The organism is Pseudomonas sp. 7-41, assembly GCF_021233075.1.
GTDB classification, from domain to species: domain Bacteria; phylum Pseudomonadota; class Gammaproteobacteria; order Pseudomonadales; family Pseudomonadaceae; genus Aquipseudomonas; species Aquipseudomonas veronii.
In genome coordinates, this window is record NZ_CP089551.1 from 4683419 (window position 1) to 4705162 (window position 21744).

Consider the following 21744-nt stretch of genomic DNA (forward strand, 5'->3'; position numbering starts at 1 on the left):
CGTTAAATTATATGGTCGGGACGGAGTGATTCGAACACTCGACCCCTAGCACCCCATCTCCTTTTTAATACTTCTCGAAAGCTTCCAGAATTTTACTCTGGATTTTTCTAAGCGGGTATTTACATGAACTCCAGCGGTGTTCTGCTCTACGAGAGTCCAGGAACGTCCATCAAGAGCCGACGTTTTTGTGGGGGTAAAAGTAGGGGTAACTTATTTTTATGACTAAAACACCGTCAACGACCTCGAGTCGCTGGCCGCTGAACATACAAGCCACATCCTCAGGGAGGATGGCAATCTTGCTGGTCGAATCTCAGTACGTAATGTGCGGCAGGATTATCTGATCGCTGCAGGCTACCCGAGACCCGCAACGACTGCTGATTGAAGAAGCGCAGTACCGTGAGTCACTCGACGGTGTGAACTGGATTTTACGCCCTTGGAGCAGCGGCTGCTCAGCACCTTTGCTCGCTTCGCCGGTCGAGTGTTTTTCCCCGATCAGTTGCTCGACAAAATACTCCGACCACCGCGTGGTCATCGACCGCACGGTGGACAGTCATATCCGCAATCTGCGGCGCAAGCTGGAACAGGCGTGCCCAGAAGAAACGCCCATTGAGTCACCTTATGGAGTGGGCTATGGGTTTCAGCTCGCTGACGCCTGAAGCGCCCGCGAAGCAGGTGCTTTCGATCTAATCCTTACGCGGTAAACGCAGGAACAGCAGCGCTGACGCAATGGTCAGCGCACCAAGACTGAAATAAACCTTGGAGAAAACATCCATCACGCCGGACAGGCCCAACACGCCCTGATTCGGATTGAACAGCACCAGCAAGACCCCCACCGCCGAAACTGCCAGGCCAGTCGACAGTTGGGTAGTCACCGACATCAAACTGGTGCCGCCGCTTGCCTGATGGTCATTCAGTTCGATCAGCGTCACTGTGCCCATGGCGGTAAACTGGATGTAGTTGGCGACACCGATCAGCGACAATAACGCGATAATCAGCCACAACGATGTTTGCGCCCCGACAAGCGCCATGCTGCAAATCAGCACGCCTTGAGCCAGTGTGTTGCAACTGAGCACCGCACGATATCCGAAACGCCGGATCATCCCGCTGATAAACGGCTTGGTGGCCATTCCGGACACGGTCAGCGGGATCATGCTCATCCCCGCTACTGAGGGTGAATGGCCAAGCCCCACTTGCATCATCAAAGGTGTCAGGAATGGCATCGCCCCACTGCCCAAGCGCGACATAAGGCTGCCGCCGATGCCGACCGAAAAGCTGCGCAGGCGAAACAGTGACAGCGCGAACAACGGGTATTGGCTGCGGGAGGCATGCAGCCAATACAGCGCCAGTGCGCTCACCGCGATGCCAAAGAACCCACCCGAGGCGTGCAGCGAATCCTGGGACAGATTTTGCAGGCCCAGGATGATTGACAGGGTAAATGCGCCGAACAACCCAAAACCAACCACGTCAAAACGTGTGCGTATGGCGGGGCGAAAATCGGGCATCAACCGATGAGCAGCGTAACCGCCAAGTAATCCAATCGGCAGGTTGATCGCGAAAATCCAGCGCCAACTGGCGTACTCCACTAGCCATCCGCCAAGGGTTGGCCCCATCAGTTGGCCGACCAGTCCGGGGAATGTGACAAAGCTCATGACCCGCACCAGGTCGCTGCGCGGATAAGCGCGCAGCACCACCAGTCGTCCGACGGGCATCATCAGGGCACCGCCCAGCGCCTGGATGACACGTGCGATGATCAGCGAGTCCAGGGTGTTGACCTGGGTGCACAGCAACGAACCGGAGCAAAATAACATGATCGCCGTGTAAAAAGTCCTGCGGGTACCAAAGCGGTCAGCCAACCACCCGGAAGCCGGGATCACGATCGCGACGGTAATGAGGTAGGCGATTAACACGCCATGCATGTGCAGCGGGCTTTCTCCCAGATCGATGGCCATTGCCGGCAACGCCGTGTTGAGGATAGTGCCATCCAACGTTTGCATGAAAAACGCCACTGCCACCAACCAAGGCAATAAGCGCGCAGTGCGAGGGTCAAGCACAGCCTGTGAGGTCACACATCACCTTTGCGTAGATTATTACCGCCGATCAAAGCGAAACAGGCCACGCAGCATTAACGTTGCGTGACCTGGAATCAGCGCAGTTGCGCTGTGGGCATAGAGGGTAGGCGCAGGGTTACATCACGCGGGCTCAGCGTCGGGCTGCATCACGCGAACGTCGTCGGCGATCAACAGTTCCATATCCGTCAGTTGCTGGATTTCTGCAACGGAGAAGCCCGGCGCAATTTCTTCAAGGACAAAGCGGTTGCCCCGACGTACAAGCAACGCGAGGTCAGTAACGATCACATCGACGCACTGAGGCGCGGTGAGCGGGTACTGGCATTCACGTACAAGCTTGGAGCGGCCTTTGCTGTCGCTGTGCTCCATCACGATGATGAGCTTGCTTGCGCCGGCGATAAGGTCCATCGCGCCACCAATGCCCCCACCGACCTGGCCCGGTACGCACCAATTGGCGAGATCGCCGTTTTGCGCCACCTGGTACGCGCCCAGCAGCACCGCCGAAAGCTTGCCCGAACGGGCCACTTCAAACGACACGACGCTGTCAAACAATGCGCCACCCGGCCGCATATCTATAAAACCTCCAGCCGCGTCGAAGAAGTCAGAGTCGGGTGCGCCCGAGTCGCTGAGCAGCTCGTAGCCCAATGCACCATTCTCGGCGTGCAGCGTGATGTTTCGCCCGCTGACGTGTGAGGCGACTAACGTCGGCAAGCCGGAGCCCAGATTCACATAACCATGCTCGGGCAAAAGCGCTGCAGCGCGTTTGGCAAACTCCAGCCGCGAGAGCGCCGGCTTGCCGAAGTACTCGCGCCGGGTGTCTGGCGCCCGACGTCCCAACGCGCCCTTGGGTATTGCCACTTTCTTGGTGGCGAGCACTACCCGCGACACAAAAACCCCAGGCAAGCCCACGCGCTCTGGTGGGATAGCGCCCACCTCAACGATTTCCTCAACTTCCACGATGGCGACCCGCGCGCCCTTTGCGAAGCTTGGGTGAAAATGCATACTGCTGCCGCGAAACTCGACGTTGCCATTGGCGTCTGCACGAAAGCCCCGCACCAGCGCGTAGTCGACCGGCAGGGATCGTTCAAGCACGTACTCCTTGCCGTCAAACTCACGTAATTCCTTGCCTTGCGCCAATGGCGTGCCCACGGTCACCGGGCTATAGAAAGCCGGCAGCCCGGCGCCTGCTGCACGCAGGCGTTCAACGAGTATCCCTTGCGGAACCATTTCCAGTTGCACGTCACCGGCAGCGACGCGTTGCTCCACCAGAGAGGGGAAGCCGGGCCGCGCCGAAAACGACAAGATCACCTTACTGACTTGCCCGTTTTCAAGGAGCAGCTCCGGCCGGTATTCGCCAGCACCCAGCGAGTTGGCAACCACGCACAGGTCGCGTGCGCCTTGGTCCTTAAGGGCAATCACCAGGCTGTTCGGGTAGCTATGCCCCACTCCAAAACCGGCAATGGCGACGGATGCGCCGTCGGGAATATCGGCGACGGCGGCCTCGGGAGAAGAAAATATTTTTGTCATGGGGCTTACTCAGTAAGGAGTGGGCGGAATCGCAACAACGCAGCGCTATCTCCCGCATCGCAGAACACAGCACTCACGGGCTGACCGATTTGAAGTTGCGTGGCGTCGCAGTCGATGATGTTTGTCATGACGCGCGGACCTTCGTGAAGGTCGACAAAGGCGAGCACATATGACGGTGTCTCGCGGTACGCACCTTCGCCGCGACGAACAATCGTGAAGCTGTAAATCGAACCGCACCCGGTGGCTTCAAACCATTCGACGGCATTGTGTCCACACTCCGGACAGAACTGGCGCGGGTACCAAATGACAAAACTGCACCGCAAGCAGCGCGGCAGCATGAGTCGGCCCGCCTTGGTCCCCTCCCAGAAGGGTTGGGTTTCCGGGACAACAAGTGGGGAAGGCGCAGGTAGTTCAAAGCCACTCATGCATCACCTCGACCAAGAATTAACGTTGCGCTGCACAGGCGCGAGATACCGCCGCCGGTGCCGTGCGCCAGTGCCAATCTGCAATTTTTGACTTGCACTTCTGGATGGGCCTCGCCGCGAAGCTGTCGAACCGCTTCGATGATTTTGATCATGCCGCCTTGATAGCCTGGGTGGTTGTTGCACAGGCCACCGCCATCCGTGTTGATCGGAAGTCGCCCGCCGATACGTAACGCCCCGTCCGCCGCAAACGCGCCGCCATGCCCCTTTTTGCAAAACCCAAGGTCCTCCAGGGTCATCAGCACCGTAATGGTGAAGGAGTCGTAGATCGACGCGTAATCGATGTCGGCCGGCGTCACCATGGCCTCCTCAAAGGCCGCGGGACCGGACCACACGGCCGCGGTATAAGTCATGTCCAGACGCCCGCTCATGGTGTGCTTGATCGCTTCGCCATGCCCCAGGAGCTGGACCGATTGGCGCTTCAATCCGGCCGCGATCTCTGGCGTCGTGACGATCACCGCGCCGCCGCCATCGGTAACGACGCAGCAATCGAGCCGACGCAGCGGGTCGGCGACGAAAGGTGACGCCAATACCTCGTCGAGGGTGACGGGTTTTTGCAGCAGCGCATTGGGGTTGAATTGCGCGTGATACGCGGCGGCCACCTTGACTTCAGCGAGTTGCCGCGCAGTCGTACCGTATTCATGCATGTGCCGCCGCGCGGCCAGGGCATAGATCCCCAGGTTGGTTTCGCCGTAAGGCGCCTCGAAGGGATACTCGGGCGTATCCGGCGCCAGCTTGGCACCGCGTACGATGCCGCGAACCCGTGCACCCTGTGTCACCAATGCAATACGACACTTGCCGCTTGCCACAGCAAGCGCAGCGTGGCCGACATGGCACAGGTAGGAAGAGCCACCGGTAAACGTCGAATCGGTGTAACGCAGATGTTTAAGGCCTATATATTCCGCCAGTGAGATGGCGCCAAACCCGAGTTGGCCGGTGCAGAAAAAACCATCGATATCCTGCAGTCCAAGGCCCGCATCAGCGAGCGCACCCAGCGCTACCTCCGCGTGGATCTGCTGCGCCGAGCGATCCGGTAGATCGCGGCCGGGGTGCTCGTAGGCACCTACAATTACCGCCTTTGCGTTTAAGCTCACGTCGTACTCCAAGACACATTGCGATAACTGCACATTAATTGTCATAGAGCCGCGCTGCCATGCACGCCGTATAAGTGTCCGCAGTGTGAATCTGGGGGCTTTGCTGGGTGATGGCCGCCCGCTGACAACCCTCGGCGATGGAGGGTGAAAGGTCATCGTGCGGCGAACGCAACGGCCTGGGGAATCCCGTTATTGAGCCCTTGCCAACTCGAAGCGTTGAGCGAGCTTGAGCCGCCATTGCTCAATGCTTTGAAACCCGGGGCGAGTGCGGCACAACGCCTCTGTCTCTCGACGCAAGACATCATCGGGTTGATCCAGATCGATCGGCGCCCGAAACGGCTGGTCGACATACCACGGCGTATCGACAAAGGCCTCGGCGCGATTGCCCTCCGGGTCACGGAAATAAATCGACCACGCCGTCCCATGGGTAATGATGTCGAGCTCTTCGACCGCCTCCCCCTTGAGCGCGGCGCCGATACGCTTCAACTCAGCCAGGCTCGACAGGCGAAAGGAGATCTGATTGATGACGCGCGAGTGGTCGTCGGCCGCCCTGCCGTTGGCGATGACGAACTGGTGATGGACTTCAGGTTCTGAAGTCAGAAAAACAATCGACCGCTCCGGCCCGCGCTTTATGTCGCTGATGACAAAACCGAATACGCGCTGATAGAAACCCAGCATGGCGTCGAAGTCGCGCACGTGAATGCCCACATGTCCCAAGTCCATAGTCTTTAACCTTGTTAGTTAGAATGGCGCAGCTCAATGATGACGGACGGGCAGCGGAAACCGCTCCAGGTAAGTCATGAACTCCGGCTCCAGATCGATCTGAAGCGCCGCCATGATGCGAACCATGCCGTTGTATTCGCCGATGGCGATGAGTAAATCGATGAGCGATTCGGCATCCAGCGCTTCACTTAGCACCGCGAATGTCGCATCACTCAGGTTAAGCCGCTCGGTCATCTCGCGGGCGGCCTGCAACACTGCACGGGCCAGCGGCTCGAGTGTGGTGGCCTGCCCGGCGCTGTCGGCGGCAATAGCCAGGATGTCCGCCTCGCTGACACCGAACGAGAGCGCGACATCGACGTGGTGGGCGTATTCGTATTCGCTGCCGGTGGAATACCCCACCTGCAAAATCGCCAGTTCGCGAAGGCGCGGGTTGAGCGTGCTCTCGTGCCGTAGGTACATCCCAGTGCCGGCGACATGTCGGGCTCCGCGTGGGCTGTTGGCGAGCGCGCGCGTGATGTTGGATTTCATGCGTGGCATGTCCTGGAATTCAGGAGCCAGGTCTTCTCGATCGAGATAGCGTACGCGTGCCATGATCAGACGCCCCCGCCAACGATCAACGCCAGTGGATCAAGGCCAGCGCGCGCAAACTCCACGATCTGCTCCTCATAACCCACTTGTGAACTGATTAAAAACGTCTCTTGCTGGAGGCCCCCGACCAGCGTGGACGCAGCGAACTCTGCCGTCGCGGGCTTGCCGCGCCGAGGGTCAACACCGTCGAGAAACTCTGCCATGCTCGGGATCGCGGTGCCGGAGGTTGTCAGGCTTTGCCCGCCAGGGCGATCGGACGTGGCCGTGATGCCTGGACAGAAAACCGACACGCGCACGCCATGGGGTTTAAGCGCGTGCGCCAGGCCGTAACTCATGGCGAGCTGAGCACCTTTGGTCGTCGTGTAGGGAATTTGAAAGCGCGTGGGTGGATCGGGCAGGATGGCAAGGGATGATGCGGTGTTGACCAGGTAACCACTGCCCCGCTCCATCATGGAGGGCAAAACGGCGCTGATCATGCGCACGTAGCCCAGCACGTTCACTTGCAGCGCGGTTTCCCAAGCCGCAAAAGGAATGTCCTCGATACGCCCGGCAATGGGCGGCATCGAGGCATTGTTGATCAGCACGTCGACCGGACCATAGGTGGCAACGACCGTTGCCATCAACGCAGCGACGTCCTCATCTTGGGTAACGTCGCACCGCACGCCTATCGCATCGCCGCCTTCAAGTTGAATCGATTTCGCTGCTTCCTCGGCCTTTTCGCCGTTGAGATCAGCGATGACGACACGGCTGCCCAACAGGGCTAATTTCTTAGCGGTCATGCGGCCGATACCGGTTGCAGCTCCGGTGATCAGGACAGTCTTATTCGCAAATTCCATCAGTCTTTTCCCATGTCAAAGATCTCATTCAGAAATACGCCCAGCGCCGCCCAGGAACGTTGATCGGCCGATGCCGAGTAACCGAAGCCGGGGCGCGGATTGCTGCCGGCCTCGGGACTGGTAAAACCATGGCCGGTGCCGCCATACAGGTGAACTTGCCAATCAACCCCTGCCGCGGACATTTCCTGCGTGAACGCGGTAATTTGTTCCGTAGGCACCAGGGGGTCGGACGCACCCGAGCAAACCAGCACCTTGCCCTGAATCTGGTTGGCGGTATCGGCCTGTGTCGCAACCAAGGCGCCATGGAACACCCCGACGCCCAGCAGCGGTGCGCCAGTGCGCGCCAGTTCCAGCGCGCACCAACCGCCAAAGCAGTAACCGATCACCAGCATGCGCTGGGGGTCCACCTGCGGAACCTGTGTGAGCGCTTGGAGGCTCGCTTGCAGACGCTGGACCAGCCGCTCGGGTTGGCTTTTGAGCAGGTCGATACTCGCGCGCATGGCGGTGGGATCGTCGAATAACGCCCCCTCGCCGTGCACATCTGCGGCAAGGGCGACGTAGTTCATCCGGGCAAGGGCCGCCGCGCGCCGGATCACATGTGGCCCGACGCCTGGCGCTTCCGGAAAGATCAGGATGCCGGGCACCTTGCCTTGTGCATCCGGGCATGCCAGCTGACCGCAGAAGCTCAGGTCATCGGCGCTATAGCGAAGCGGCGTAGTACTCAAGGCTGTTGCTCCCATTCGTCGATCAGCACTGGAACGGGGTGCACCACTGCGTGCACCCCCATGCTGGTGATCAGCTTGCACACGTCGATGATTTCGTTTGGAGTTGCACCGTTCGCCAGCGCCGCCCGCATGTGTTGTCGCACGCCAGGGCCCGACAGTTGCGTGCATTGCGCATACGCGGCCAAGGCGATCAGATGACTGTCCTTGGGCGAGAGCAGCCCGTTGGCACCCATCGCGGCCTCGGCAAAATTCAACCAGACCTCATAGAACGCAGGATCGACATTGATGGCAGCATCGACCTCAGGCAGGGCTGCGCCCAGCAATTGGAGATGCCGGCTGTGTACTGCCTTGACATGCGCCTGATGGTCGCTTGAGGTCAGTGCGCCCGGCACAAGCTCCTCAAGCGCGGCCGCCCCCAGCAGATAGGTCTGAACACCGACCGTACTGACAATCATCGCCACCGCGATCAGTTCCTCGAGCGAGGCACCGAATTGCCGGGCGAAACGCGCATGCTGTCGCACGCCGCGCTCGAAGAAGTGCGTGGGCGAACAGTTGGTAGCCACATAGATCAACTCACGCATCTTCGGCGAAAGACTGCCGCGCTCCGACGTGTAGGCAGACAACTCCAGATACGCCGCCACATAGGCCGGGTTGCTGTGCATCAGCCGTTCCCAATCATCGTTCCAATAACCGCGTCGCTGTTTGAAACTCTCCCGGATGCGGGAGGCCGTCGCTTCAGAGGGCATGGTCGCTTTCCTTAGAACGGTGACAAGGGCGCGAAGCCGAAGTGAATGCGCGCAAAGTTCACCGCGGTTCGGTCCATCTGCTGGGTGAAGTGCGTGCGTTGAATCGCCAGGTCACGGTAGTAGCGTCCAAACATCGACGTGCTTTGGCCGGTCTGGGTGCCTGCCGTGGTGAAGAGCCGGTCGGCGGCTTCGAAGGCCAGGCGGGTCGCCTGCTGGACCATCAGGAATATCCGCCGGTCTTCCTCCTCCGAGAATTCGATACCCTGCTCTGACTGCGCCGTGCAGGCATCCATGTAGTCCTGCGCCGCTTTGAGAAGCGCTGCGTCGGCGTTGTCCATCAGCGCCTGCGCCACACCGAAGTAATGCTGAAACTCGTGATGTTCCATGAGCTTGGTCTTTGGCGCGAAGCGCATGGGTTTGTTGCGCAGCAGTTCGTCGTAGAGATCGAGCATGCCCCGCGCGGTGCCCATCAACACGGCCCCGCCCTCGATCATGAAGAACCCGGCCTTGCGCCCGTTGTACATCGGATTGGGATGCACTTTGTCGCCAGCGGCCCCCACCCACATCGCCAGCGGTGCCACGCGGTGCTCGGGCACAAACAGGTTTTCCACGACCACCCGGCGCGAGCCGGTGCCCTGCATGCCGAGCATGTTCCAGTTATCGACGATCGAATAATCCTGGCGATCAATCAGCATCAGGACCGGCTTGGGCGCGGCGCCTTCCTGCGCAATCAAGCCGCTCGCCATGATGTGGGTTGCAATGTCGCAGCCAGAGGCGAAATCCCAGAACCCCGAAACCCTGTACCCACCCGGCACAGGCTGCACCGGTATCGGCGAGCCCAGGGACGGGCAACGGTATTCGCCGTCGGTGCCGTAGGCTTCGATCTGAGCCTGTTCGGAGTGATCGGCCAGGATGATGGGGTGACCCGAGGTCAACGCCAGCACCCAGCCGCTTGAAGGACAGCCGCGTGCGACTTCGCTCATCACCCGGACATAGGTGGTCAGATCGAATTCGTAGCCGCCGAACCGGCGCGGCTGCACCACGCGGTAAAAGCCCGCGTTGATGAATTCCTCGTTGGTTTGCGCCAGCAGGCGACCCTCTGCCTCGGTGGCCGCCTGCCGGTCGCGCAAGGTGTGACGCATCGCCGTGGCACGGCGGATCATCTCCTGCGGCGTCAAGTTGACCTCGGGAACCGGGATGGCGCCGCCAGCCGTCGACGCCGGTTGTGATCTCTGCCGATCACGGGCTTGTTCAGCGTCGATCACGGCTGCTTGCTCCCTTGGCGTTGGTCGCGTTCTGCGAACAATTGTCGAGCCAGGTCGGCGGCTTTGAGCTCGAACTGCAACCCAGGGTTGGTGCGAGCCATGGAGATATCGCGGAAGTAGCGCTGCATGCGCGTTCCATTTTTCGCCGCAGCGCTGGTCGCCGAGGCGCGGTACAGCATGTCGACGGCCTCGAAAGACAACTGCGCCGCATGCTGCAGCCCCGCTTGCAGACGCTGGTCATCGGAGCGCAGGTAGGTGCGTTTGCCTTCCATGCTCAGGCGTGCCAGGTCCATATATTCCTGCGCTGCGCCAACCACTGCGTGACGCGCCGCTTCAAGTTTGCCGAGGGCAATCCCATAAGGGCGCTGGTAATCGGGGTGTTCCGATTGCAGCACTGCGTTAGGGCCGAAAGCCTTGCGGGCACGAATGATGTTCTCGTACTCATCCAGCGCGGCAAAGCCAACGCCCACCATGATCGAGCTGATCTCGGTCTGGAAAAAACCCAACGTGCCGCCGGCGTACATCGGGTTGCCATGCAACCGCGCACCTTCGGTGCCTTGAGAGATATTCGGCGCGAAGAAATCCTCGCGCACCAGGAAGTGTTCCGGGATCCAGGCGCTGTGCATCTCCACGCTGTTGGAACCACTGGCGCGCATGCCAATGAAGTCGCCCCAGTTGTCGAGCATCTTCCACTCCGAGCGCGGTACCAACGCCACCGCCGCCTGCGGCGCGCCGCCTTCCTCGATGATTCTGACACCGACCATCACGTGGGTTGAGTACGGCACCCCGGAGCAATAATCCCAGGTGCCCTCCAGGCGCCAGCCACCATCGGCACGGGTGGCGGTACCTGACGGAATGGCGCGTGCCGCTGCGGCGAAGTGCCCATCAACCCCAAAAGCCTCGGTCTGCGCGCTCTCGCCAAACAGTTGCGCCACATTCAGTGCATGCCCCGCCGACAACGCCAGGCACCAAGCACTCCCCGGACAGCCACGCGCAACCTCCATGACCATGCGCGCGAACGTCGGCACGTCGAACTCGTATCCGCCATAACGTTGCGGCTGCAAGGTCCGATAAAAGCCCGCCTCCTCAAACGCCTTGTGCATTTGCGGCGAGTAGGTTCCGCGCTCCTCCGCGGCGGCCTGCCCCTCCAGCAACGCAGGACGCATTGCCACCGCCCGTGCAATCAAAGTTTCGGCAGTCAAGCCTGGCTCAGGCGGCGCCATGTAACCGGCCATGTTTTTCTTAAGCGTACTGACCATCGGTATCTCCTTAGCAATCTTCTATGGATAGCTACTATGAGAAGCCACAGTAGTCCTCCCGGATCAGGCGGAACAAGGCGCGGTTGATGGCTGTCCGGCCTGTGTATCTGAGGCCGAAATCGGCACGCCAAACGTCGACCAGGATGCCGACAGGCGCGTGCGGCGGCGTGCAGCCGACACAGCGCCAACCCCACACGCTGCGCCGAGGGAGCTTGCGCACTCAACTCACCCAGGCCGCTGGGCGGCGCGTCGATTTACCACCGCGTGTTTGGTGTATAACCTTGATCGTTGAAGAGAATGAATCACGGCAGGCTGGGTGTTATTCGACAAACACCGGACTCAGGCACGCCGCCCCCTCAATGGCTACTTCATCCCGCACACAAAAAATCGACCATAACGAACGCCGGGAAACGCTCATGACTTATAAGACGATTTGTTCGTTGGACCGAGGGCTCAGAGTGCTTGAGTACCTCAATACGGTTCGCGCCTCCACCGTGCACGAGATCGCTCTCGAACTCCAACTTCCACGCCCCACCGTGTATCGCATCCTCGAAACCCTGGAAGACCGCGGGCTGCTCTATCGCAGTGTGTCCGACAGCGTATTTCGCTTGACCGACGCGGTGCGCCAGTTGAGCGCAGGGTTCACCGATGAAGAGTGGATTCGCACCCTCGGGGCGCCGCTGCTGCAGCGCCTGGGCGAGAAGGTATTGTGGCCAACCGATCTGGCGACCTTCGAGCGCGATGCGATGATCATTCGGGAAAGCACCCATAGCTTCAGCCCCTTTTCAGTCGACGTGGGGATGATCGGACGCAAACGCCACCTTCTGAAAAGTCCGCTTGGGCGCGCGTATCTCGCGTTTTGTCCCGAGGACGAACGTGAGGACATTCTCGCCTCACTGCGCTGCTCGCAGGATCCGGACAACGCCTTGAGCCGTGACGAAGCGTTCCTGCAAAAAATGATCAGCAGCTCGCACGCCAATGGCTACAGCAACTGCCGCGATCTGGAGCATCCCAAGTGCGCGAGCATCGCCGTTCCCATCATGTACCAACAGAGCGTGATCGCCTGTATCAACATTGTGTGGGTGGCCGCGACGATTGATTACGACGAGGTGGTCAGCCGTTACCTGCCTGACCTCTTGCAGACCAAGCTCGACATGGAAGCCGGCCTGATAAAGATGGGGTTCGAGCGCTCGCGGGGTTAACCGCGAGTTCCACCGCAACACACCGGAAGTACCGTCACATCGACCCGATATGAGCCTTGATCCACCCGCGAACACATGGACGTTCGCGGGGACGGACCGTCACTCCGTGCGTGCGTTTTTTCAGTTGCCGAATTGCGTCTTCAGACCTTCCAGTGCGCCATCGATATCTGCGCCGATACCCTTGGGCGCCAACTCCACCATGGGCGCAGGAACATCCGCTTCAATGGTGTAGGTGACGTCGGAGCCCGAGCCGTCAGCGACCACTACAAAGGTTGCATCCAGGCTCTTGATCGGTGGTGCACCTGGCGGGGTTTCCTGGCCGGGAACGAGTTCGTAGGTCAACGTCTTCGACTCATCGCTCAGATGCTTGATGCGATCGAGCATGGTGTTGCCACGCTTGAATAACACCTTGCGATCGCCATTGGGCAGCATCTCTACCGAATTGATGTGGGGCTGCCAGGCAGCGAAGCCGGCAAAGTCCTTAACAAATTCCCATACATCCGACGCGCCAGCTTTCAATTTGACACTCTTGCTCACTGTGACAATCGTCATCGCTACTTCCTCTCTCGGTGGACAGACTGCGGCAGGCAGCCGCATACGCTATTGGGCAGTCGCTATGGTGGTTGAGCTTAGGCGACTGCCGTAGACCTTCTAAACATGCAAGACGTCTCGAAGTCTATCGTGTGCCACGCGCGCGTGATCGTATGTTCTGGCGAGTGTCCGCTGGGTGTACCGACCACCCGATTGCCGTATTCGGCGCCAGGTTCAAAACGTATCGCACGCCCCCTCCTCTATTGGCAATCGCCCTCCCCAATGTGTCTTCAGCCGCTTGCCAGTCCGCGCCCGTACACCCAGCGGACAGCAACCAGGTGTTGGGCTAACTCCATAGGGTCGCTCGTTATGCTTCAGCGCGTTGACTCAACAATAAATACAATGGAGGAAACACATGAAACGCTTCATCAATGTCACGCGTGCCAAAACAATTGTCTTCGCACTGGGATTCTCAGCCCTTACCGCGACAGCTGCCGAATCAGGTCAGCAGACGCCAATAGCTTCGACTGATGCAACAAATAACCCACTGGATGCGAGCGCTGCAGTCGCCGCCAACAGCTCAATCGATCCCACTAAAAAGCTCATCAGAGGCGTCTTCCTGCAAGCCCAGACTGAAACCGGGCAGAACCCACCCGGTGTCGCGAGCGTCAGCGTAAGACCTCCAGCCGATATTCCCCCGCCCACCCGAAAGGGGCCACTTAGCGAGTTAGGCGATGAACTGGAAAAGCAGGGATTCACGTTCGGTCTGTTCTTTACCAATGGCTATTTCACAAACCCTACGGCGGGTATCAAACCGGGCAGTTCCATGGACTCCCCGGCATTGTTCATGTCGGCCAACGCCGATCTGACCAAGCTCCTAGGGGTTCCCAATACACAACTGCACATCACGGAGGCGTGGGAGCCGCTGTCTCAAAACAACGGCGATTACTCCTATAAAGTCGGTTCCTCCCTTGCGCCCTTTCCCGCGACAACCACGAGTTCGAACCTGGTCAAGCTGACACTGTCGCACGACGTCTTCGATAAACAGCTTCACCTTGAATATGGCCGCATGAATCTGGGCGATGATTTCATGGTCGCGACAATGTGCGCCGGATGCATCACATCGACCCCGCTGATCACGGTGGGCGTGCCGCCCTTCGATAAATCACTTTGGGGGGCACGCGCCTCCTACAAACTGTCGCCCCATACTCGCCTGGGATTGGGCGTGACCGAGGACAATTACGGCCTTTTCAGCCAGTCGTCCGGATGGGATTGGATCTCTGACACCAGGAAAGGCTGGATATGGCTGGGGAATATGACGTACACCAGCGACTTCTCCGACAGCCGATATCCGCTGAACGCCGAAGTCGGTGTGTACCACAACACAAGTCCGTACACGGATGACCTGTACAACAAGGACGGATCGACTCAGTCGCAGAATCCCTTTGGCACCGCGGTTACACATGACAGCGGCACCTCGGGCTTTTACGGCCAGGCAAGAAAGGTGCTCTGGACCAAAGCCGACGCGGACAGCATCGTTCCACCTAACGTTGCGGTGTACGGGGGCGCATTTGTCACCCCAGGCTCCGGTCAGTCATTTCCCCTCGAACTGTACGCAGGTAGCGAATATGGTGGCTTTATCAAAGGCAACCCGGCGGCACTGGTGGGCTCGACTGTACGCTATCTACAGCTGAGCAAGGGGCGCGCTTTAAACGAGCAACAGACCAGTGCGGCAAGCGGCTGGGGCGACGATAAGGTTCACCGAGACACGTTCACGTTTGACGTGCACGGTCAGTACGGCGTCGCCCCCGGCGTGTTGGCCAACGCCTCGGCCCAGTACTTTCTGAATCCGAACAGGCAAGGTCCAAACGCGCTGGTCGGGCCGACTCAAAGCGGCTGGTTGTTCGCCCTGACGTTCGTCATCGACATTGGCCGCATCAGTGGTCTGTCCCGATAAAAACCGTCGACGCCTACTCCGGCAGCACGTGCGTGCGCCGGAGTTCGGGTCGATCGATCGTCGGCAGATAAACAGTTGAACCCATTGATTGTCGCGCCGGGCCTCATTGGCCCGAGCGCGTTTCAGACCGTCAGGCCATTTCGAATAGCTTGCCAAACCCGTGCACAGGCTCAGTTCGCCCCAGCAGACGCAGGCAGTGCCACAACATCGCCTGATTGCTCGTGACGACCGGCCGCCCCAACTCAGCCTCCAATGTGTCGATGATCGAAGACACGTTGATTGCCGTGCAGCTGAGAAAGTAAATGTCGGTGGAGTCGTCTCGATAGCTTCGCGCGAGTTCAAGCCATTTGGCAGGCGGTACTGCGGCCATGCTCGTGCCTTCCAGCAGGCCTAATCCAACCTGGCTCAGCACCTCAAATCCAAAATGCTTGAGATACTCGACTTCACGCAGATTCACCTCCTCGATATAGGGTGTGATCAGTACGATGCGCTTGGCCCGCAGCACCTTGAAGGCGGCCAGCAACGCATCCGATGTCGCCGTCGCCGGACAACCGCTGGCGTCAGCAATCCGCGAAGACAGCTGTTCACCCATGCTCGGATCAAACGTCGAGACCGCCGTGCAGTTGAACACGATCAAGTCCACGGCAGCGTCGGCCAGCAGGCTGCTGGCTTCTTCGATCTTCTCGGTCATGCCCAGCAGCGCGGCCTTTGACGAGCCGGCCAGTTTCAAGCGGGTCGTCAATATGTTCACGCCCGGCGGCAGCATTCGTTGAATCTCGGGTTCGGCCATGGCGTTACTCGAGGGCAACAGCATGCCAATTTTCAGCGGCCGCGCCAGGTCGGCTACCGGTGATATTTCATGTACGGCGTGAGTGCTCATTTTCGTTTCCTCCGGGGAGATAGGTTGATACGTGATCCAACGCCTCGACACTATTGGCAACCGCCAGGATGTACCGATCGGGACGAATGATTACCGCCTTGGCATTCAGTTCGTCCAGGCACTGTTGCGCCTCGTCCGGCAGGCGTATGACGCCATTGAGGTCCCACAGCATCCTGGTCGCCGGCGAAACCGAATCCAGCAACTGGCGATCACCGATGACCGCGAAGTTCGAGCCCACAAATTCATCGAGGGGCACGCCGGATTCGAGTATGGGTTGCGCGAAGATAAACCCTGCGCAAGCGTCCTCGGCCCGATGCAGCCCCGCCCCGAGCCGAGGCACGAGGGAGCTCATTTTTCGAGGCCCCTGGCCGAGCTTGGCGTCCCTTTCACGGGCTTGTTCGGGGTCGATTGTTTGGATGATCTCGCCGACTTCGATCGCATGTTCGATGGTCGCGCGAACGTGTGCAGAGCGCTCCTGTTCATAGGTGTCGAGCAGGTCCGCCGATGCGCGCCCCTTGATCACCCAGTCCAGTTTCCAGGCCAGGTTGGCGGCGTCCCGCAGACCTGCACACAACCCTTGACCGAGGAAAGGAGGCATCAGGTGAGCGGCATCCCCGGCCAGCATTACCCGCGACCGACGCCACGGGTGGGCAATAACCCCATGGAACATATAGGTCACGGCGCGTTCGATTTGCGCGTCGTCGGGAACCAGCCACGGAGACAACAACCCCCAGACGCCTTCAGGCGAGGTAAGTGCCTCGATGTCATCGCCCGGCATGACCATGAATTCCCAGCGTCGCCGCTGGCCAACGCATCGCATGTAGGTCGTGGGGCGCTGGGGATCGCAGAATTGAACGGTACCGTCGGTGAGGCCCGCGACTTCGCGATTCATGATCACGTCGACCACCAGCCATTTTTCGTGGCTGCCCAAGTCCTCCAGAGGCACGTCGAGGATGCCGCGCACCGGCGATCTACCGCCATCGCAGCCGATCAGATACTGCCCGTTGACGACCTCTGGCGTGGTCTTGCCTCGAGCGATGAATTGCGCCTGCACCCCGTCTTCCGATTGCACCACGGACAGCAGTTCGCATCCGGTCCTGAGGCTCACGTGCGCAAAGCGATCGAGCCCTTTGCGCAACACCGCTTCCAGCGCGGGCTGGTGAAACCGATAGCTGGGGTGCCAGTTGTGCGGGCCGACGGTGTCCGGCCTGGGCCAACTCAAAATCACCTCGTGCTTGAGGTTCACAAAGGTCATGCCGGGGTTCACATGGGTGAACGGCAGCGCCTCTTCGGCCAGCCCGATCGATTGCAACACGCGCATGATTTCACCATCGAAATGCGTCGCGCGCGGCAGTGGAAAAGTCTCGTCGATGGCTTCTATCACCGTCACCGACAGCCCAAAGGTCCCGAGCAGATTGGCGAGCGTGGCTCCCGTAGGCCCGAGTCCAACAATAATGACGTCTGAATAATTACTCATGACAATGCTCATGATGGGGGTTGATCCAGAGGGCTTAGCGCTCCTGTAAAGCGAGCCCCGTTAGTTGCGAGGGTGAGTCAATTGCAGCGAATCCCGTTCCGACTCGCGTCGGTCGATGTCCACGAGGTGATTCCACACGCTGGCGCGAGCGTGCGCCGAGTCCGCAACCTCCAGGCAGAGGTTCTCGATCTCCAAGGCTGTGCTCGGCTCGAGCAGGTCCCTGGACAGCCGGCGAAACTTTTGTCTCGCCTCGTCGATTCGAAAGGGCCGTTGCGGATCGCCCCAGGCATGAATGATCGTCTGGCTGGCGATGATCCGCTCGCCGATGAGCAGCTCTACCACCGCCGGATAGGCGTGCGGTGTCGCCGCTTGCAGATACTCGTCGGCCAGCACTTCAACCTTGTCGGCAAGACGCGTCATCTCAACCCCGCGATGGGCCTGCGCACGCTCGACATCCAGCAGTTCATCGGGCATGACGCCCACCAGCGCGAGGTTGTAGGCGCAACTGGTCACACGGGACAGCCGGCTGATCTCCACGTCGTAATGCGCCACCATGTTCGCGTGTGAAGGAGGTAAGCGAACGCGCACCGCCGTCAGCGACTCGTGGTCGATACCCTGGTCAAGCAACTGCCGGAACCCGAACATCGCGGCGATGTTGTGCTTCGCCGCGCAGTAAGGCTTGATGCTCGCCCCCAGGATCGCGGGACGGCCCTGCAAGATACGCGCAATGCGCTCGTGGCAGAGGGTCAGCCCGCGCATCGGCGACGCCTGATCATTCTCAAGCAGGCCCCGGTCGCCGGTGAAGCCTGCGGCGGCGCTCATGGCAGCGGCGCAACCGGTTCGGGCGGCCATCCCGAACAGCAGCCATCTGGCCGAGGTTCCTCGCACCGATGCAACCCCGGCACTCGCATTGCCCCCCGGTCGGCCATTGGACGAGGTCAGCGCAATCGCCAGCGCGTGGGCCGTGCGCTCCGCGTCCAGGTTGAGGAGCTTCGCCGTGACGGCCGCCGCCGTGACCGGCGCGAGCAGGAGGCTCGGCCAAACGCCCTGGTGCAATATTTTCGGGCCCGACACCGCCTCCCCCAGCCCGGTCATCACTTCATAACCAACGTGAACCGCTTCGGCGAAACGCGCCTGGCCAAGCCAATCGCGCGGCAGGTTCGCAGCCAGGGTCAACGCGGTCATGACCACCAGCGCGCCGGGCGTGGTGCACGACGCCATGTGGATATCGTCGACCTCGGTCAATCTTGCCGTGGCCGTAAACAGCCCTACCGCATCGAGCGTCGACGAATTGAACGGTGCGTGCTCGCCTCGCAGCCCGTTGAGAAGCCGTCCCTCGCGGGTTGCGCGCCCGGCGATCCAGGCGCCCACGGTATCGAGCACATGCACCGAGAGCGTTTGCGCGGCAGATTCCATTGCGTCGATGGAAGGCCCCGCGGCCATCCTTTGAGCAAGCGTATCAATGAGGGTCATCGAGAACGTTCCTGGGCCGGCGTAGACGCCTGCGGTCACTGAGGCCTGCGGCGCAGCTGCCTCTTCTGCCTGTCGCGGCGCCGCACGTGCGCACGGCGCGTTGGACCAAAACTTAGCACACACAAAATATGAATATCAATTCAATCTTGAATTATGAGAATTGGCACAATTTTATACTTATCATTAAAAATACTATAACAACATGATAGCTATGAATTTATTTCAATATATAAGGATAAAAAAGACAGCCAAACAGAATTTATATTTTACGATCAAATCTCATAGTGATAGATTTACTCGAATCACAACCGCAGCAGCCCGCTTGGCGGCCGACGAGATCCACGTGATCACACCGACGTTCAACCAGCCTCCAAACCTCAAGCCTTTGCGGGTCCCGTGTCCAATGCCTCATCAACAAGAGACTGCCGCCAATGAAACTTGCGTTCTTCGACTCCTACAGACTCGGCCTGATCGTCGACGACTCGATCGTGGACATTTCGTCATTGATCAGTGGATTTCCCTACGCAAACCCCAACGATGCAATGATTCATCTGATTGAGAAGTTCGATGAATACAAGGACGCACTGGAGAAAGCGCAACGCCTGGGGCAACGGATCAACCTGTCTGGCGTTCGGCTGCGAGCACCGCTGCCCAAGCCGGGCAACATCGTCTGCATGGCGGTCAATTACATGGAAGACGGCACCCTGGCGGAGCCGCCACTGATCAATGCATTTCACAAGGCGTCCTCCTGTGTGATCGGGCCGGGAGACACCCTGGTGCTTCCTGATATCCCGGCGATCGTTTTCGAAGCGGAAGCGGAACTCGCGATCATTATCGGACGCCGGGCCGACAAGGTCGCGGCGGCGGACTGGCGGGACTATGTGTTCGGATACACCAATTTCATGGACGGTTCGGCCCGGGGAATGAAGCCGGAAAAAAACAGTTTCTTCCAGGCAAAGTCGAGGAACACCTTCGCCCCGATGGGCCCATGGATCGTCACCGCAGACGAGATCGCCGACCCGCAGAACCTGGACATCGCCATGAACCTCAATGGCCAACCCCGGCAGCGCTTCAATACCAATGACATGGCCCACAGCATCGCAAAAAGCATTGAGTGGCTAAGCCATATCCACCCGCTCGAACCCGGGGACATTATCGCGACGGGCACCAACCATCGCGGCCTTGGCGCCATTCAGAACGGCGACGTCCTCGAACTCTCGGTCGAGGGCCTCGGCACGCTATCGGTCAACGTCACAGACGACCTGCGTCGAACCTGGTCGAACGAAACGCGCCTGCAAAGGCAAACCCAGGGACTGAACGCGCTCTCCCCGCAACTGACCGGCAAATATGCGGCCAGCCAATAGAACGCGTGCATTGCAGGCTCTCAGGCTCCAAGGTGGGAGCCTGCGGGCGCTGCGGCGTTTGCTTGCACGCTCAACCTGCGCTGACTACCATGCCGGCGTCCTAACTTTCCTCTGAAGCGCTCAATGTCCAGCCTAACTAAGATGCTGTCGATGCTCGACTTTTTCTCGATCGACAAGGCCACCTGGTCGCCCGAGGACTTGATCGCCGAAACCGGCCTGTCCCGGCCGACGGGCTACCGCTACCTCAAGGAACTGTGCGATTCAGGCCTTCTTCGACGCGCGGAGAACGGTTATTCACTGGGGCCGCGAATCATCGAGATGGACTACTACATCCGTCAAAGCGACAGGCTGTTGATCGCCTGCCAACCGGTGATGAGCCGATTGGCGCAGGAGACCGGTTGCAACATTTTGCTCGCCAGCATCTATGGCGTGCGCATTCTTGCCGTTCACCAGGAGCAGGGAGAACTGGCGTGCCCCGTCGCATACGGGCGGGGCCGCCCCATGCCTCTCTTTCGCGGCGGCGGATCGAAAGTCATCCTCGCTGCGCTCTCGCCAGCCAGGCATAAGCGACTCTATGAAAGCTACGCGGCAGAAATCGCCGAGGCGGGCCTTGGCGACACCTGGAAAGCGTTCCGCGCCCAAATGCTCAAGATTCAGCACGAGGGGCATGTGATCTCGGTCGGCCAACTGGATCCCGACGCCGCCGGCGCCGCCGTTCCGCTGTACGCAGGCACATCGCTGGAACCGGCGGCGTTGATTCTGGTGACGACCCGCTCGCGCTTCGCCCTCACCGATCAAGCCAGATTGATCGAGTTGATGAAGAACAGCGCCCGACAGATTGAACTTGCATCGTCACGCGACAGCGCAGCAGGCCTCGTGAGCCCGCATCACCCCGTGCAATAAACAGGCGCTGACGAATACCGATACTCCAGACAACTGCCCCCCTATGCTCGGCGCTTTGCCGACCAAACAGAGGTTTCTCATGAGTCAGATTCGAGTTCCCGTTGTCACGCCAGGTACAAGGCCCGAGCTCGCCGAGCTTGAGGACAGAATCAAAAAGCAACGTGGCGGCAACATCTCCTTGCTCTACCAGGTACTGCTCAATAGCGCCCCGATTGCCAGCGGCTGGGAACAAATGTTGTCGGCGGTACGCAATCACAGCTCGATCCCGGCAGACTTGCGCGAGCTCGCGATTCTGCGAGTCGCTGTGCTTAACCGAGCCACCTATGAATTCGAGGCGCACGTGCCGCACGCCCTCAGCGCTGGCGTTTGTGAGCAAGCCATCGAAAGCCTGCGCACCCCCGATGTGTTCGACGCGAAGCTGTTCAACGAACACCAGGCCCTCGTGCTCGAACTCACGGACAGGATGACGCAAGAAGTGGCCGTGCCGGATGCATTGATGGCGCGCATGAACGCGCGGTTCAACCCACAGGAAGTCGTGGAGTTGGTCGCGACGATTGCCGCCTACAACATGGTCTCCCGATTCCTCGTGGCACTTGCGATTGCCCATTGATCTGCTTGCGGCGAAAGTGATTTCGCCGCTCACTTG

Annotated in this window: 20 protein-coding genes and 1 pseudogene; 6 read left to right on the plus strand and 15 right to left on the minus strand. The window is 59.8% G+C overall.

What is annotated here, in order from left to right:
- Positions 1 to 401: 401 nt before the first annotated feature.
- Positions 402 to 656: pseudogene (locus tag LQ249_RS21055) on the plus strand (winged helix-turn-helix domain-containing protein); the annotation flags it as partial.
- Positions 657 to 683: 27 nt separating this feature from the next.
- Here LQ249_RS21055 and mdtD read toward each other — a convergent pair.
- From mdtD to LQ249_RS21110, 11 genes are all read right to left on the minus strand, one after another.
- Complete coding sequence (gene mdtD / locus LQ249_RS21060) at positions 684 to 2066, minus strand: multidrug transporter subunit MdtD (RefSeq protein WP_232565880.1); 1383 nt, start codon at positions 2064 to 2066, stop codon at positions 684 to 686.
- Positions 2067 to 2189: 123 nt separating this feature from the next.
- A complete protein-coding gene (locus tag LQ249_RS21065) occupies positions 2190 to 3593 on the minus strand; it encodes a 3-oxoacid CoA-transferase (protein WP_169881629.1) in 1404 nt (467 codons plus the stop codon).
- A 5-nt stretch (positions 3594 to 3598) separates the two neighbouring features.
- A complete protein-coding gene (locus LQ249_RS21070; RefSeq protein WP_169881630.1) occupies positions 3599 to 4018 on the minus strand; it encodes a Zn-ribbon domain-containing OB-fold protein in 420 nt (139 codons plus the stop codon).
- On the minus strand, positions 4015 to 5169 hold the full coding sequence (locus LQ249_RS21075; protein ID WP_169881631.1) for a thiolase domain-containing protein: 1155 nt from the start codon (positions 5167 to 5169) through the stop codon (positions 4015 to 4017). The genes LQ249_RS21070 and LQ249_RS21075 overlap by 4 nt, the downstream gene beginning before the upstream one ends.
- Positions 5170 to 5358: 189 nt before the next feature.
- On the minus strand, positions 5359 to 5892 hold the full coding sequence (locus LQ249_RS21080) for a VOC family protein (RefSeq protein WP_169881632.1): 534 nt from the start codon (positions 5890 to 5892) through the stop codon (positions 5359 to 5361).
- A 33-nt stretch (positions 5893 to 5925) separates the two neighbouring features.
- Positions 5926 to 6483: a carboxymuconolactone decarboxylase family protein gene (locus LQ249_RS21085; protein WP_169881633.1), complete on the minus strand. Its 558-nt coding sequence runs from the start codon at positions 6481 to 6483 to the stop codon at positions 5926 to 5928.
- 2 nt (positions 6484 to 6485) lie between these two features.
- Entirely contained in the window at positions 6486 to 7316 is an 831-nt protein-coding gene (locus LQ249_RS21090; protein ID WP_169881634.1) for an SDR family NAD(P)-dependent oxidoreductase, read from the minus strand.
- Complete coding sequence (locus LQ249_RS21095) at positions 7316 to 8041, minus strand: dienelactone hydrolase family protein (RefSeq protein ID WP_169881635.1); 726 nt, start codon at positions 8039 to 8041, stop codon at positions 7316 to 7318. The genes LQ249_RS21090 and LQ249_RS21095 overlap by 1 nt, the downstream gene beginning before the upstream one ends.
- Complete coding sequence (locus LQ249_RS21100; RefSeq protein ID WP_169881636.1) at positions 8038 to 8787, minus strand: carboxymuconolactone decarboxylase family protein; 750 nt, start codon at positions 8785 to 8787, stop codon at positions 8038 to 8040. The genes LQ249_RS21095 and LQ249_RS21100 overlap by 4 nt, the downstream gene beginning before the upstream one ends.
- Positions 8788 to 8798: 11 nt before the next feature.
- Positions 8799 to 10052 (minus strand): acyl-CoA dehydrogenase family protein, encoded by a 1254-nt coding sequence (locus tag LQ249_RS21105; RefSeq protein ID WP_222941884.1) that lies wholly within the window; start codon positions 10050 to 10052, stop codon positions 8799 to 8801.
- A complete protein-coding gene (locus LQ249_RS21110) occupies positions 10049 to 11311 on the minus strand; it encodes an acyl-CoA dehydrogenase family protein (protein WP_186354553.1) in 1263 nt (420 codons plus the stop codon). Before LQ249_RS21110 ends, LQ249_RS21105 begins: the two co-directional genes overlap by 4 nt.
- 416 nt (positions 11312 to 11727) lie before the next feature.
- On the opposite strand from LQ249_RS21110, the gene LQ249_RS21115 reads away from it, so the two are divergent.
- A complete protein-coding gene (locus tag LQ249_RS21115) occupies positions 11728 to 12513 on the plus strand; it encodes a helix-turn-helix domain-containing protein (protein WP_253397212.1) in 786 nt (261 codons plus the stop codon).
- A 120-nt stretch (positions 12514 to 12633) separates the two neighbouring features.
- Here the strand turns inward: LQ249_RS21115 and LQ249_RS21120 are convergent, their stop codons facing one another.
- Positions 12634 to 13065: an SRPBCC family protein gene (locus LQ249_RS21120; RefSeq protein WP_169881638.1), complete on the minus strand. Its 432-nt coding sequence runs from the start codon at positions 13063 to 13065 to the stop codon at positions 12634 to 12636.
- 394 nt (positions 13066 to 13459) lie between these two features.
- On the opposite strand from LQ249_RS21120, the gene LQ249_RS21125 reads away from it, so the two are divergent.
- On the plus strand, positions 13460 to 15001 hold the full coding sequence (locus LQ249_RS21125; protein WP_232565882.1) for a carbohydrate porin: 1542 nt from the start codon (positions 13460 to 13462) through the stop codon (positions 14999 to 15001).
- A 130-nt stretch (positions 15002 to 15131) separates the two neighbouring features.
- On the opposite strand, the gene LQ249_RS21130 is transcribed toward LQ249_RS21125, so the two are convergent.
- Genes LQ249_RS21130 through LQ249_RS21140 form a run of 3 tightly spaced genes read right to left on the minus strand, consistent with a single transcriptional unit; the run spans position 15132 to position 18831 of the window.
- Positions 15132 to 15881, minus strand: a complete 750-nt coding sequence (locus LQ249_RS21130) for a maleate cis-trans isomerase family protein (protein WP_232565883.1) — start codon at positions 15879 to 15881, stop codon at positions 15132 to 15134.
- Positions 15859 to 17358 carry a bifunctional 3-(3-hydroxy-phenyl)propionate/3-hydroxycinnamic acid hydroxylase MhpA gene (gene mhpA / locus LQ249_RS21135; RefSeq protein ID WP_169881640.1) on the minus strand — a complete coding sequence of 500 codons (1500 nt, stop codon included), beginning with the start codon at positions 17356 to 17358 and terminating at the stop codon, positions 15859 to 15861. The genes LQ249_RS21130 and mhpA overlap by 23 nt, the downstream gene beginning before the upstream one ends.
- Positions 17359 to 17418: 60 nt before the next feature.
- Positions 17419 to 18831, minus strand: coding sequence for an MmgE/PrpD family protein (locus LQ249_RS21140; RefSeq protein WP_232565884.1), 1413 nt, complete (start codon positions 18829 to 18831; stop codon positions 17419 to 17421).
- A gap of 431 nt (positions 18832 to 19262) precedes the next feature.
- Here LQ249_RS21140 and LQ249_RS21145 point away from each other — a divergent pair, with 431 nt between their 5' ends.
- From LQ249_RS21145 to LQ249_RS21155, 3 genes are all read left to right on the plus strand, one after another.
- On the plus strand, positions 19263 to 20195 hold the full coding sequence (locus tag LQ249_RS21145; RefSeq protein WP_169881642.1) for a fumarylacetoacetate hydrolase family protein: 933 nt from the start codon (positions 19263 to 19265) through the stop codon (positions 20193 to 20195).
- Positions 20196 to 20318: 123 nt separating this feature from the next.
- Positions 20319 to 21098: an IclR family transcriptional regulator gene (locus tag LQ249_RS21150; RefSeq protein ID WP_232565885.1), complete on the plus strand. Its 780-nt coding sequence runs from the start codon at positions 20319 to 20321 to the stop codon at positions 21096 to 21098.
- 79 nt (positions 21099 to 21177) lie between these two features.
- On the plus strand, positions 21178 to 21708 hold the full coding sequence (locus LQ249_RS21155; RefSeq protein WP_232565886.1) for a carboxymuconolactone decarboxylase family protein: 531 nt from the start codon (positions 21178 to 21180) through the stop codon (positions 21706 to 21708).
- Positions 21709 to 21744: the final 36 nt, after the last annotated feature.